General features: G+C 61.4%; 10 protein-coding genes and 1 pseudogene. 8 read left to right on the top strand and 3 right to left on the bottom strand.

The features are described 5' to 3' along the window. The 4 genes and pseudogenes from tssE to tssH form a co-directional block, all read left to right on the top strand. Positions 1–410 (top strand): type VI secretion system baseplate subunit TssE (gene tssE, locus AC1DH9_RS19635; protein ID WP_477808621.1); only part of this gene is annotated, 410 nt, incomplete at its 5' end. Beyond that, on the top strand, positions 407–2,266 hold the full coding sequence (gene tssF, locus AC1DH9_RS19630) for a type VI secretion system baseplate subunit TssF (protein WP_427545476.1): 1,860 nt from the start codon (positions 407–409) through the stop codon (positions 2,264–2,266). The genes tssE and tssF, both read left to right, overlap by 4 nt. Next, positions 2,230–3,282 carry a type VI secretion system baseplate subunit TssG gene (tssG, locus tag AC1DH9_RS19625; RefSeq protein ID WP_477808620.1) on the top strand — a complete coding sequence of 351 codons (1,053 nt, stop codon included), beginning with the start codon at positions 2,230–2,232 and terminating at the stop codon, positions 3,280–3,282. The genes tssF and tssG overlap by 37 nt, the downstream gene beginning before the upstream one ends. After that, positions 3,275–5,647 (top strand): annotated as a pseudogene (gene tssH, locus AC1DH9_RS19620) (type VI secretion system ATPase TssH); the annotation flags it as partial. The gene tssG and the pseudogene tssH, both read left to right, overlap by 8 nt. Positions 5,648–5,758: 111 nt before the next feature. Here the strand turns inward: tssH and AC1DH9_RS19615 are convergent. The 3 genes from AC1DH9_RS19615 to AC1DH9_RS19605 all read right to left on the bottom strand — a co-directional run bounded on the left by AC1DH9_RS19615 (position 5,759) and on the right by AC1DH9_RS19605 (position 7,082). Continuing rightward, complete coding sequence (locus tag AC1DH9_RS19615) at positions 5,759–6,025, bottom strand: hypothetical protein (protein WP_427545482.1); 267 nt, start codon at positions 6,023–6,025, stop codon at positions 5,759–5,761. Positions 6,026–6,113: 88 nt separating this feature from the next. Next, positions 6,114–6,647 carry a hypothetical protein gene (locus AC1DH9_RS19610; protein ID WP_427545484.1) on the bottom strand — a complete coding sequence of 178 codons (534 nt, stop codon included), beginning with the start codon at positions 6,645–6,647 and terminating at the stop codon, positions 6,114–6,116. A gap of 27 nt (positions 6,648–6,674) precedes the next feature. Further along, positions 6,675–7,082 (bottom strand): hypothetical protein, encoded by a 408-nt coding sequence (locus tag AC1DH9_RS19605; RefSeq protein ID WP_477760995.1) that lies wholly within the window; start codon positions 7,080–7,082, stop codon positions 6,675–6,677. A 249-nt stretch (positions 7,083–7,331) separates the two neighbouring features. Between AC1DH9_RS19605 and AC1DH9_RS19600 the strand changes: the two genes are divergently transcribed. From AC1DH9_RS19600 to AC1DH9_RS19585, 4 genes are all read left to right on the top strand, one after another. Beyond that, positions 7,332–9,269 carry a type VI secretion system Vgr family protein gene (locus tag AC1DH9_RS19600; protein WP_429539554.1) on the top strand — a complete coding sequence of 646 codons (1,938 nt, stop codon included), beginning with the start codon at positions 7,332–7,334 and terminating at the stop codon, positions 9,267–9,269. An 18-nt stretch (positions 9,270–9,287) separates the two neighbouring features. Then, complete coding sequence (locus AC1DH9_RS19595) at positions 9,288–9,725, top strand: DcrB-related protein (RefSeq protein WP_427545488.1); 438 nt, start codon at positions 9,288–9,290, stop codon at positions 9,723–9,725. A gap of 29 nt (positions 9,726–9,754) precedes the next feature. Further along, on the top strand, positions 9,755–10,036 hold the full coding sequence (locus AC1DH9_RS19590) for a hypothetical protein (protein ID WP_427545490.1): 282 nt from the start codon (positions 9,755–9,757) through the stop codon (positions 10,034–10,036). Between the two features lie 96 nt (positions 10,037–10,132). Next, positions 10,133–13,349 (top strand): PAAR domain-containing protein (locus tag AC1DH9_RS19585; RefSeq protein WP_477808619.1); only part of this gene is annotated, 3,217 nt, incomplete at its 3' end.

The following is a 13,349-nucleotide window of genomic DNA, read 5'->3' as shown; positions in this document are numbered from 1 at the left end:
TGCTGTCCCTGACCCAACTCAAAGCCTCGGTGCTGCGGGACTTGGCGTGGCTGCTCAACACCACTTCATTGCTCGGCGCCGATGCGACGTTGCACACCCCGGCCGGTACTTCGGTGGTCAACTTCGGGCTGCYGGCCCTGGCCGGCAACAGTGCGTCGAACGTCGATATYGCGGCGCTTGAAGCGCTGATCCACCAGGCCATCGCCACGTTCGAACCGCGGATTCTGCGCCATACCCTGCGCGTGCGGGCCCGGGCATCCGCCGAAATGAACCACAACGCCCTGAGTTTCGAGATTGAAGGCGATCTCTGGGCGCAGCCGGTGCCGCTGCGCCTGATGCTGCAAACCGACCTGGACCTGGAGTCCGGCCATGTGCGGGTGGTCAACGCCGACCAGCGGAGACGCTCATGAACCCGCGCCTGCTGGAGCTGTACAACCAGGAACTGCACCACGTGCGCGAAAGCGCGGCGGAGTTCGCCCAGGAATACCCGAAAATCGCCAGTCGGCTGACGTTGTCCGGTATGGACTGCGCCGATCCGTACGTCGAGCGCTTGCTGGAAGGGTTCGCCTACCTGACGGCACGGGTACAGCTCAAGCTCGATGCTGAATACCCGACCTTCACCCACAACCTGCTGGAAATCGCGTACCCCCATTACCTGGCGCCAACACCGTCGATGACCGTGGTGCACTTGCAGGCCGACCCCGATGAAGGCTCGCTGAGCAGCGGCTTCCCGCTGCCCCGGGACACGGTCCTGCGTGCCGCCCTGGGGCGCGAAAGCCAAACCTGCTGCGAGTACCGCACCGCCCATGCGGTGACGTTGTGGCCATTGCAGGTCAGCCAGGCCGAGTACTTCGGTAACCCGTCCGCCGTGCTCGGGCGCCTGGCTGCCAGCACCCCCAAGGCCAAGGCCGGCCTGCGCCTGACCCTGCGCACCGGTGCCGAACTGCCGTTCAATAGTCTGGCCCTGGACAACCTGCCGTTGTACCTCAACGGTGCAGACGAGCAGCCCTTTCGCCTCTATGAACAGCTGCTGGGCAACGCCTGCGCCGTCTTCGCCCGTCAGCCCGGCGGCGATTGGGTAGAACGCCTGCCACAGGATGCACTGCGTTCCGTGGGATTCGACGATACCGACGCCGCGCTGCCCGTGGTCTCGCGAGCCTTCCAGGGCTATCGCCTGTTGCAGGAATACTTCGCCCTGCCCCGCCGCTTTCTGTTTGTCGACTTCACCGGGTTGAGCCGGGCAGTCAAACGCTGCGAGGGTCAGGAGCTGGAATTGATCGTGCTGTTCGACCGTCATGATCCGAGCCTGGAAGGCAGCGTCGGTGCCGCGCAGTTCCTGCCGTTCTGCACCCCGGCAATCAACTTGTTTCCCAAGCGCCTGGATCGCATCCACTTGTCGGAACGGGTGAATGAACATCACGTGATCGCCGACCGTACCCGGCCGATGGATTTCGAGATTCATTCCCTGACCGCCCTCACCGGCCATGGCACCGGGTCGGAACAGCCTTTTTTGCCGTTCTATGCCGTCCGCGATCCGTCTCGCTACGGCCGCGATCAGGCGTATTACACCGTGCGGCGCGAACCCCGCATGCTGTCCAGCGGCCAGCGGCGCAACGGCCCACGTTCGACTTACATCGGCAGCGAAACCTTCGTCAGCCTGGTGGACAGCCAGCAGGCGCCCTATCGCCACGACCTGCGCCAATTGGGCGTAACGGCGTTGTGCACCAACCGCGACCTGCCGCTGTTCATGAGCGTGGGCAACAGCAAGACCGACTTCACCCTGGCCGACAGTGCACCGGTAGCAGCCGTGCGCTGCGTAGCGGGCCCGAGCCGCCCACGCGCCAGCCATGCCCACGACGCCAAGGCCTGGCGGTTGATCAGCCAGCTTTCGCTCAACTACTTGTCCCTCAGCGAGCAAGGCCAGGGCGCCGCCGCCCTGCGCGAGCTGCTGCGCCTGTATGGCGACGACAATGATGCAGCCTTGCAGTTGCAGATCGAAGGCCTGCGCGAAGTCAGCAGCAAAGCCTGCACCCGACGCCTGCCAATGCCGGGCCCGATCGTGTTTGGCCGCGGCCTGGAGATCACCCTGGAATTTGATGAAAACGCGTTTCGTGGCACTGGCGTCTTTTTGCTCGGTGCAGTCTTCGAGCGCTTCCTGGCACGCTACGTGTCGATCAACAGTTTTACCGAGACGGTGATCCGTACCACCGAACGCGGCGAGATCATGCGATGGAAAGCCAAACCCGGACGCCGTCCGACCCTGTGAGTACCCTGGACGCGATGCATCAGGAGCCCTGGGAATACGACTTCTTCCAGGCATTACGGCGCATCGAGTGTGAATCGCCTGAGCTCCCGCGCCTGGGCCATTCGTTACGCCTGGCCGACGACCCCTTGCGCCTTGGGCAACAGGCCGATTGCACCTTCGCCCCCGCGACCCTGGCCTCGGTACAGCCGGGCATCGACGGTTCGCCGGCGCGTCTGGAGCAGTTCTTTTTCGGCCTCGGCGGCCCCAACGGCCCGTTGCCGCTGCACCTCACCGAATATGTGCGCGAACGCCAGCGCAACAACGCCGACAGCACCAGCAAACGCTTTCTGGATGTGTTCCATCATCGCCTGCTGAGCCTGTTTTACCGGGCCTGGGCCGAAGCCCGGCCGACAGTCAGCCATGATCGCCCGGACGATGACTACTGGTCGGCACGTCTGGCAGCACTGAGCGGTCGAGGCATGCCGAGCCTGCTCAAACAAGGGCTGATACCCGACACGGCGAAGCTGCATTACAGCGGTCATCTGTCGGCACAAACCCGTTACCCCGACGGTTTGAAGGCAATTATCGGCGAGTACTTCGGCCTGCCGGTGGAGATCGAAGAGTACGTCGGCCAATGGCTGGTGCTGCCGGAGCGCAGCCGCGTGGGCGTGAGCGCCCATCAATTKGGCGTGGATTTTTGCCTGGGCCGCTGCGTCTGGGATCGCCAGCACAAATTCCGCATTCGCCTGGGGCCGCTCGAGCTGGATGACTATATGAGCATGTTGCCCGGCAGCCCATCCTTCAATGAGCTGGTGGCCTGGGTGGCCGAATACCTGGGCCATGAACTGGACTGGGATCTGAACCTGGTTCTGAAACAGCCCGAAGTGCCGACGCTGCAACTCAATGGCCGCTTCCGCCTGGGGTTCAATACCTGGGTGGGCAAGCCCGCAAAAGATGCCAAGGACTTAATACTGGCCCGGCATTATGCCGAGCAAGCCAACACCTCACAGATCTCAAGGAGCCAAGAGCATGGGTGAAATCAGTCGCGCCGCGTTGTTCGGCAAACTCAACAGCGTGGCCTACAAAGCCATCGAAGCCGCCACCGTGTTCTGCAAGTTGCGTGGCAACCCTTATGTGGAACTGGCTCACTGGTTTCATCAGTTGCTGCAATTGCAGGATTCGGACCTGCACCGCCTCATCCGCCAGTTCAATATCGAGCCGGCGCGCCTGGCCCGGGACCTGACCGAAGCCCTGGACCGTTTGCCACGGGGCTCGACATCAATCACTGACTTGTCTTCCCATGTGGAAGAAGCCGTGGAGCGTGGCTGGGTCTACGGCAGCCTGATGTTCGGCGAAAGCCAGGTGCGTACCGGCTACCTGGTGCTGGGCATCCTCAAGACGCCGAGCCTGCGCCACGGGCTGCTCGGGCTGTCGGCCGAGTTTGACAAGATCAAGGTCGAGGCCCTGAGCGAGCGGTTCGACGAATACGTCGGCGACTCGCCGGAAAATGCGCTCAGCGCCAGCGATGGTTTCAACGCCGGCAGCGTACCCGGTGAAGCCAGCGGCGCCATGGCCCCCAGCGCCATGGGCAAGCAGGAAGCGCTCAAGCGTTTTACCGTCGACCTCACCGAGCAGGCCCGCAATGGCAAGCTTGACCCGATCGTCGGCCGTGACGAAGAGATCCGTCATCTGGTGGACATCCTCATGCGTCGTCGTCAGAACAACCCGATTCTGACCGGTGAAGCCGGCGTCGGTAAAACCGCCGTGGTCGAAGGCTTTGCCCTGCGCATCGTCGCCGGTGACGTGCCGCCGGCGCTCAAAGACGTGGAACTGCGCAGCCTCGATGTCGGCCTGTTGCAGGCCGGCGCGAGCATGAAAGGTGAATTCGAACAACGCCTGCGCCAGGTCATCGAAGACGTCCAGGCCTCGCCGAAACCGATCATCCTGTTCATCGACGAAGCCCACACGCTGGTCGGTGCCGGTGGCGCCGCCGGTACCGGGGATGCGGCCAACCTGTTGAAACCGGCCCTGGCCCGGGGCACGTTGCGCACCGTGGCCGCCACGACGTGGGCCGAGTACAAGAAGCACATTGAAAAAGACCCGGCCCTGACTCGTCGCTTCCAGGTGGTGCAAGTGGCCGAGCCGTCGGAAGACAAGGCGTTGCTGATGATGCGCGGCGTGGCCTCGACGATGGAAAAACACCATCAGGTGCAGATCCTCGACGAAGCCCTGGAAGCGTCGGTCAAGCTGTCTCACCGCTACATCCCGGCGCGCCAGTTGCCGGACAAATCCGTGAGCCTGCTGGACACCGCCTGCGCCCGGGTCGCCATCAGCCTGCATGCCGTGCCGGCCGAAGTGGACGACAGCCGTCGGCGCATCGAGGCGTTGGAAACCGAACTGCAGATCATCGCCCGCGAGCACGCCATCGGCATCGTCATCGGCGCCCGCCAAATCCAAAGCGAAAACCTGCTGAGTGCCGAACGCGAACGCCTCGCCGAGCTGGAAAGTCGCTGGGCCGAAGAGAAAACCCTGGTAGACGAATTGCTCGCCACCCGCGCCACCCTGCGCGAGCGCGTCGGTGTGGTGGACAGCGAGGACGGCAGCGAGACCAGCCACGCCTTGCGCGAAAAACTGGTGGACCTGCAACAGCGTCTCAGCGCCCTGCAAGGCGAAACCCCGTTGATCCTGCCGACTGTGGATTACCAGGCCGTAGCCTCGGTGGTCGCCGACTGGACTGGTATTCCGGTGGGCCGCATGGCCCGTAACGAACTGGAAACCGTGCTCAACCTCGACCAGCACTTGAAGAAACGCATCATCGGCCAGGACCACGCTTTGCAGATGATCGCCAAGCGCATCCAGACCTCCCGCGCCGGCCTCGACAACCCGAGCAAACCGATTGGCGTGTTCATGCTCGCCGGCACCTCCGGCGTGGGCAAGACCGAAACCGCCCTGGCCCTGGCCGAAGCCATGTACGGCGGCGAGCAGAACGTCATCACCATCAACATGAGCGAATTCCAGGAAGCCCACACGGTGTCCACGCTCAAGGGCGCACCACCGGGTTACATCGGTTATGGCGAAGGTGGCGTGCTGACCGAAGCCGTGCGGCGCAAACCTTACAGTGTGGTGCTGCTGGACGAGGTGGAAAAAGCCCACCCGGACGTGCATGAGATCTTCTTCCAGGTCTTCGACAAAGGCGTGATGGAGGACGGCGAAGGTCGCGTGATCGACTTCAAGAACACCTTGATTCTGCTGACCACCAACGCTGGCACCGAGCTGATTKCCCGGGTCTGCAAAGACCCGCAAAACGTGCCCGAGCCCGAAGAAATCGCCAAGGCCCTGCGCCAACCGCTGCTGGAGATTTTCCCGCCGGCCTTGCTGGGCCGCCTGGTGACCATTCCGTACCGCGAATGCAATCTGTCAGCGACATTGATATTGGCTGACACACCGCCTTCGCGAGCAAGCCCGCTCCCACACTTGATCCGGTTCCGGCAGGGAAAAAGTGGCGCGAGCCCGTCATAAGATGGCGGTGCCGCGGTTGGTACCCGGCTGGACAATCAACAGTTCGTCCAGTTCACGCTTCCTGCAACGCATAACAAACGGCAGTGCAGCATCCGGGTCACGCTTAAATAGATCAAAGGTCGCGCGATCAACTTCATAGTATTCCTCGTAGTCGACCATGCCGTTGCTGACCGGTATAGATACATAAAATCGGCCCGAGTCTTGTTCGAAGCCCACGGAGAACATGTGTTCGCGACTTACCAAAACATCTTGAAATTTCACGGTCATCTCTAAAACTCTAATGCCGTTCAACTGAGGTCGTTTAGTGGAATGCTTCCGACATCGATTACATCCAGCGATCCATAACTCATCAGATATTGGCAGGCACGCAGTCCGGTCCTCCAAGCTTGTCCCTGACGTTCAGGGCGATACGCATCAACGGCTCCCATAAACCGTTCTCGCTGTTCCAACTGCCACCCGCCCAACGTGTATCCAGGATAAGCGCTGCCTTATTGATCTCAAGCTGCCTTCGAAGGGCTAAGGCCACGGACCCCATGTCGATTTCGAACAGCTCGGCATAGAGCCCATCGGGCTCTTCGCGCTTTTGGCTCAGGCAAAATCGGTAATTCCAAACCCAGCCCGCTGCGGCATAGATCGCCCGATTACGATCGGGGTAGGTCGCGAGAAGCTTGAGAAGAGCCGCCACGAAGCATGCAGGGAAGCTGGCGTCGCGGGTCTGCTGCCAGTAACGCAACACCAGCAAATCGAAGGCCACGAAGATATTTTGCGGTTCCTCGTAGTCGTTTTTGGCTTCTTGAAAGTAGAACGGCTCGCCTACGAGGAATTTATCCAACTCATCATTGGCCAGGGCAAGCAGCAATACATTCTCTGGATGGGTACTCATTGAAAGCTTTCCCCTTGTTGCCATGACTCAGGCGTCCGTAAGAAGGTATTGGTCGGGCTGCGTCCACGAGATTCTCAAAAACTTACCGCTCAGCAAACCCATGTCCCGAAGGTATTCAAAGACTTCAGACGGGCACCATTCCTTACCCGCCGAAAAGGCCGCTCCCAGTAAACGTAGAGCATCAAATACCCTAGCCTTCTGCTTATCGTCCGGGACATCCAAAAAATAAACATCATTCTCTGCCGTCTTCGAAAACCCGATAGCATGCAAAGCGGAGTCCAGCGTGCGATCAATAATTCGAACGCGAATTGAGTCAGCGTCTGCTTTTTCCACGTATGCCTTTAGCGCTTCACTTAGCTTAAAAATATTGATGCTCTGGTCCTGCCAGGTATCGGGGGTTTCAAGATCGGTTTCTTGAATGCGGTAAAAGGTCACAGTAATCGCCTTCCATGGACGTGAGGTGACGCGCGGAGGAGCCGATATTCAGGTAATGCCTGGCAACATTCAAGAACCTGGTTCCTCTCCCTCAACTAACGAACTACATTATGACTTCAGCGCCACCGCCCTGGCGGTCGCGCGTCTCTGTACGAACTGCCGAAGGCCGCAATCTCTTGATCTTTAAAGTCAAAAGGCTGCAATCTTCGGCAGCGTCAAAAGGATTGCGACAGCGAATAAGGACAGCCCATGTTATTCAACCAAGCCTCACGCCTGGCAAAAATCACCAGCCCCCTGGGGCCTGAGGTGCTGTTGCTCAAAGACATGGGTGGCGGCGAAGAGCTGGGGCGGCTGTTCAACTATGAGTTGCAGCTGCACTCGCTGGACAATGCCATCGACCTCAACCAGTTGCTCGGCAAACCCATGTCCCTGAGCCTGCAACTGGACGGCGGTGGCGAACGTCATTTCCATGGCATCGTTGCCCGCTGCAGCCAGAATGTCGACCAGGGCCAGTTCGCCAGCTACCAGGTCACGCTGCGGCCTTGGCTTTGGCTGCTGACCCGCACCTCCGATTGCCGGATTTTCCAGAACCTGAGCATCCCGCAAATCATCAAGCAGGTGTTTCGCGACCTCGGCTTTTCCGATTTCGAAGATGCCCTGAGCCGGCCCTATCGCGAGTGGGAATACTGCGTGCAGTATCGCGAAACCAGTTTCGATTTCGTCAGCCGCCTGATGGAGCAGGAAGGGATCTACTACTTCTTCCGCCATGAACAGGGTCGTCATGTGTTGGTGTTGGCCGATGCCTACGGCGCTCACACCAGTGCGCCCGGCTACGCCTCGGTGCCCTACTACCCCAGGAATGAGCAGCAGCGCGAACGCGATCACATCCACGATTGGCACCTGGCCCAGGAAGTCCAGCCGGGGTCGCTGGAACTCAACGACTATGATTTCCAGCGCCCCAGCGCGCGTATCGACGTGCGCTCGGCCATGCCCCGTCCGCACACCGCCGGCGATTATCCGCTGTACGACTACCCCGGCACTTATGTGCAAAGCGAAGACGGCGAACATTACGCCCGCACCCGCATCGAAGCCTTGCAGACCCTGCACGAACAGGTCGAGCTGGCCGGCAACGCCCGAGGCCTGGGCTCGGGTCATTTGTTCAGCCTCACCGGCTTCAGCCGCCAGGACCAGAACCGTGAATACCTGATCGTCGGCACCCGCTATTACATTTCCCAGGAAAGCGGGGAAACCGGTGGCGGTGCGCCTTCGACACAGTTCGAAAGCAGCCTGACCTGCATCGACGCCCAACAAAGCTACCGCCCGCTGCCCAACACCCACCGCCCAATCGTCAAGGGCCCGCAGACCGCGTTGGTGGTGGGCCCCAAAGGCGAGGAAATCTGGACCGATCAGTTTGGCCGGGTGAAGGTGCATTTCTATTGGGACCGGCATGATCAGTCCAACGAAAACAGCTCGTGCTGGATTCGCGTGTCACAGTCCTGGGCCGGTAAAAACTGGGGCTCGATGCAGATCCCGCGGATCGGCCAGGAAGTCATCGTCAGCTTCCTCGAAGGCGACCCGGACCGGCCGATCATCACCGGCCGCGTCTACAACGCCGAACAGACCGTGCCCTACGACTTGCCGGAAAACGCCACCCAGAGCGGCATGAAAAGCCGTTCGAGCAAGGGTGGCACGCCGGCGAATTTCAACGAAATCCGCATGGAAGACAAAAAAGGCGCCGAGCAGTTGTACATCCATGCCGAGCGCAATCAGGACATCGTGGTCGAGGTCGATGAAAGCCACTCGGTGGGCCACGACCGCAACAAGAGCATCGGGCATGACGAGACGGTGACCATCGGCAACAACCGTCTGCGCATCGTCAAGCAGGAAGACATTCTGTCGGTGGGCCAGCGCAAGACCGACAGCATCAGCCAGAGCTACGTCATCGAAGTGGGCGAGAACCTGCGGCTGGTCTGTGGTGAAAGCATCCTGGAGCTCAATGCCAGCGGCCAGATCAATCTGACCGGCGTGCAAATCAGCTTCTATGCCAGCGGTGACGCCGAGATCAACACCGGCGGCGTACTGCACCTGAACAACGGTGGTGGCCCTGGCGCCACGCCTGACGGCCAGGGCGTCAAGGCCAGCATCGACGCCAACATCAATGCCGCATTCCCCAAGCCCAAGGGTTAACCACGAGATTTAGGCGCCATGACTTATCGCATCAATGAATTCCAGTTCCAACTGCCGGCAGGCGAGCTGCAAGACGCGACGATCAACATCCTCAAGTTCGCCGAACTGGGCACTTCGCTGATCGTCAGCCGCAGCTTGCTGGCCGACGGCGAAACCCTGCAAAGCAACTTCGACGACCAGCTCAAACGCCTGGAAAAACAAGTGCAGGATTTGCGTTTTCAACCGGGCGTCGCCGTGCGCCTGGGTGCCAACCAGGACGTCGAAGGCATCGAGTTGCGCAGCCAGTTCAACAAGGGCAACGACAAAGTCTTCCAGTACCAATTGGCGCTGGTGTTGCCCGGCACCCGCAAAATGCTCGCCCTGAGCTACGTGAAGGCCGAAAAACTCGGCGATGCCGAAGCCGCGCATTGGGCGACCATCAAGAATTCGCTGTTGTTCGACGTTCCGGCCTCATGAGCACCCTGCATGTCTGAGGCACTCTGAAGATGGAACAACTGGAAGACGATTACCCTGGCGATGCCGAATGGCAGGATTTCGTGGATTTGTATAACAAAGTCTATCTCGACGACGATGCCCGCACGCTGGCGAAAGCCTTGAATGGCAACCTCGATATGGCGGTCGTCCTCAACGGTAAAAGAGGGCTTGAGGAAGGATTGTGGTGGATCGAACAGCAAGTGCCCGCCCTCGGTAACATACGGCCAGCCGATTGCCTCAAGAATCAGAAGCTGATCAAACGCCTGAGAATGGCGCTGATGAGTATGCCGTAACCAACAAGGAGAACGGTGCAATGGAAGGCATACAATTGCGCAACAAGCGCAACGATTACGCAGCCGTCAGACGCTTGCGCCGGATGAACATCCCGCATGTCTGACGCACTCTGGGCCGCCCGGTTGGGCGATGCACTCGACCACACCTCGATGATGGCCGACATTCTTGGCGGCGTGCTTGAGGTGGCGGCGAACATTGCGATTACCGCGCTGGCCACCGCCGCCGTGGTCGCGGCCACCGGCATCACCGTCGCCACCGGCGGCCTCGGTTGCTTTCTGCTCGGTGCGGTAGTGGGCACCATCGTCGGTCTCGCCATGAGCAAGACCGGGGCCGACAAGGGTTTAAGCAACCTGTGCGAGAGTTTCAGCAATTCGCTGTTTCCGCCCACGGTGCAGGCGACGATTCTCACCGGTTCCACCAACACCCTGATCAACAGCATTCCCGCCGCCCGCGCCGCCGGGGCGATCCCGTCCCATGTCGCGCCGGCAGGCACCGAGCTGGAGGCACCCGAGCCCGAAGCCGAGCCCAGCTATCTGGACATGGCCGAGAGCTTCTTCTCCCAGATGTGGCGCCCCACCGTCGCCACCCCRGCGCCCGGTGCCGTGCCCAAGCCGCTGGACCTGGTCACCTGCATGAAGCATCCGCCGATGCCGCCGCAGTTTCTGGCCGAGGGCTCGGACAAAGTCACCATCAACGGCCAACCGGCCGTGCGCAGCGGCGACCGCACCACCTGCGATGCCAAGGTCGTATCGTCCGGGCTGATCTCATCGAACGTGACCATCGGTGGCGGTTCGGTGGTGGTACGCGAGATCCGCAGCGGCAAGACCCCGGGCGTGGGGCTGGCGGTCACCGCGTTGCTGATGCTCAAGGGCGGCAAAGGCAAATTCTTCAGCAAACTGCCGTGCATGCTGATCGGCGGCGCGACGTCGATGGCTGTCAGCAGCGCCATGAGCGCGATGGCCAACGCGGCCATGGGTTCGTCGAACCCGGTGCACGCCGCGACCGGGGCCAAGGTGCTGGGGGGGGACGCCTTCGATCTGGTGCAGGTCGAGCTGATTCATGAAGGCGGTCGCGTGGCTCGGGTGGAACGCCTGTACCCCGACCAACGTCGCGAAGTGCTCGTCAGCTATGGCTACGACGCAATGAGCAATCTGGCCGAGGTGCGCGACGCCACCGGCCAGGTGCAACGGCGCTTCAGCTACGACGCCGGGCGGCGGATGGTCGAGCACCAGCTGCCCACGGGGCTGCGGTGTTTCTATGAATGGGCGTTAGTTGAAGACCTTGAATGGCGCGTGGTCCGCCACTGGACCGACGAGGGCGATACTTACCGGTTCGACTATGACCTCGTCGCCGGTGTCACGCGCATCACCGATGGCTCGCAGCGCATCAGTACACGGCGCTGGAACAGCCAGCACCAGATCACCGAGTACACCGACAACCTCGGCCAGACCTGGCAGTTCGAGTGGAACGACGAACGCCAACTGCTCAGCGCCACCGACCCGCTGGGCGGGCGCTACGAATACAGCTACGACGACGCCGGCAACCTGATCGGCGAAACCGACCCGCTGGGCCGCAGTGACTCGACCCTATGGCTGGAACACTGGGCCTTGCCGCTGGTGGAAACCGATGCCGCCGGCAACAGTTGGCAATATCGCTACGATCAGCGCGGCAACTGCATCGCCGAGACCGATCCGCTGGGCCACATCACCCGCTACCGCTATGACACCCACGGCCAGGTCGTCGAGATCATCGACGCCACCGGCAAAAGCAAAAGGCTGCGCTGGAACCCGTTCGGCCAACTGGTCGAACACATCGATTGCTCGAGTTATCCGACGCGGTTCAGCTACGACAACCGGGGCTATCTGCAAACGATCACCGATGCCCTCGGCGAACGCACCCAATTCAGCTACGACGCCCAGGGGCGGTTGCTCAGCAGCCAGTTGCCGGACGGCCGCACCGAGCAATATCAGCGCGACGTCAGCGGCCAGCTGACCGGTTATACCGACCCGGCCGGGCACACCACGCTCTATCAACATAACCGTCGCGGCCAGGTACGCCAGCGCACCGACGCCCATGGTCGGCAGGTGCAGTTCGGGTACGACAGCTATGGGCGGCTGAACGCGCTGACCAATGAGAACGGTGAAAGTTATCGGTTCGCCTGGGATGCTGGAGACCGGCTGACCGAACAACAAGACCTCGACGGCAGCGCCAAGCGCTACACCTATGACCTGCTGGATAACGTCGCGGCGGTCACGGCRATTCCGGCACCTTACGGCAACGGCCTGGCCGTCGTCCCCGAAGCACCGCCGGCCCCCATCGTTCATCGCCTGGAACGCGACGCCGTTGGCCGGCTGATCGCCAAAGTCACCGACGATGGCCGCACCGACTACAGCTACGACCCGCTGGACCAGCTCACCGCCGTCACCTTCACCGACAACCACGGCAACGCACAAACCCTGAGCTTCGCCTACGACGCCCTCGGCCAGTTGCTCGCAGAACAAAGCACGGCCGGCAGCCTGCACCACCACTACGACGAACTCGGCAACCTGATCCAGACCCAACTACCCGACGGGCGCTGGCTCAATCGCCTGTACTACGGCAGCGGCCACCTGCACCAGATCAAMCTCGACGGCCAGGTCATCAGCGACTTCGAACGCGACCGCCTGCACCGCGAAGTGCTACGCACCCAGGGCCAGATCAGCACCCGCAGCGAATACGACCGTAGCGGCCGCTTGCGCTCACGCCAACGCCGTCACAGCAGCCAGCCATCACTGATGCCGGCAGCGGTGCAAAAACACTTCGAGTACGACCCCGCCGACAACCTGATCGGCAAACTCGACCAGCAACCCGCCGCGCAACACCGCCAACTGCTGCACTACGACGCCACCGGCCGCATCATCGCCAGCCAGGACAGCCTGCACGGCCAGCGCGAAACCTTCGCCTACGACGCCGCCGCCAACCTGCTGGACTCCCCGCAACCCGGTGCCGGGCTGGTGGTGCACAACAAACTGCTGACCTATCAGGACAAGCGTTATCGCTATGACGCGTTTGGCCGGATGATCGAAAAACGCAGCGCTAAACGGGGCCTGCAACGCTTCGCCTACGATGCCGAAAGCCGGTTGATTGAAGTGCGCAACGAAAACGGCAGCGTGGTCAGGATGACCTACGACCCGCTGGGCCGACGCATTGAAAAAACCGAGCACGACACCCACGGCTACCCACTCGGCGAAACCCGCTTCACCTGGGACGGCCTGCGCCTGTTGCAGGAACATCGCCATCAGCAGACCAGCCTYTACCTCTACGAAGACGAAG

This window comes from Pseudomonas sp. 05T35 (assembly GCF_056396605.1).
The sequence above is the reverse complement of the archived record's forward strand: the minus strand, read 5'-3'. Positions and strand labels throughout refer to the sequence as shown.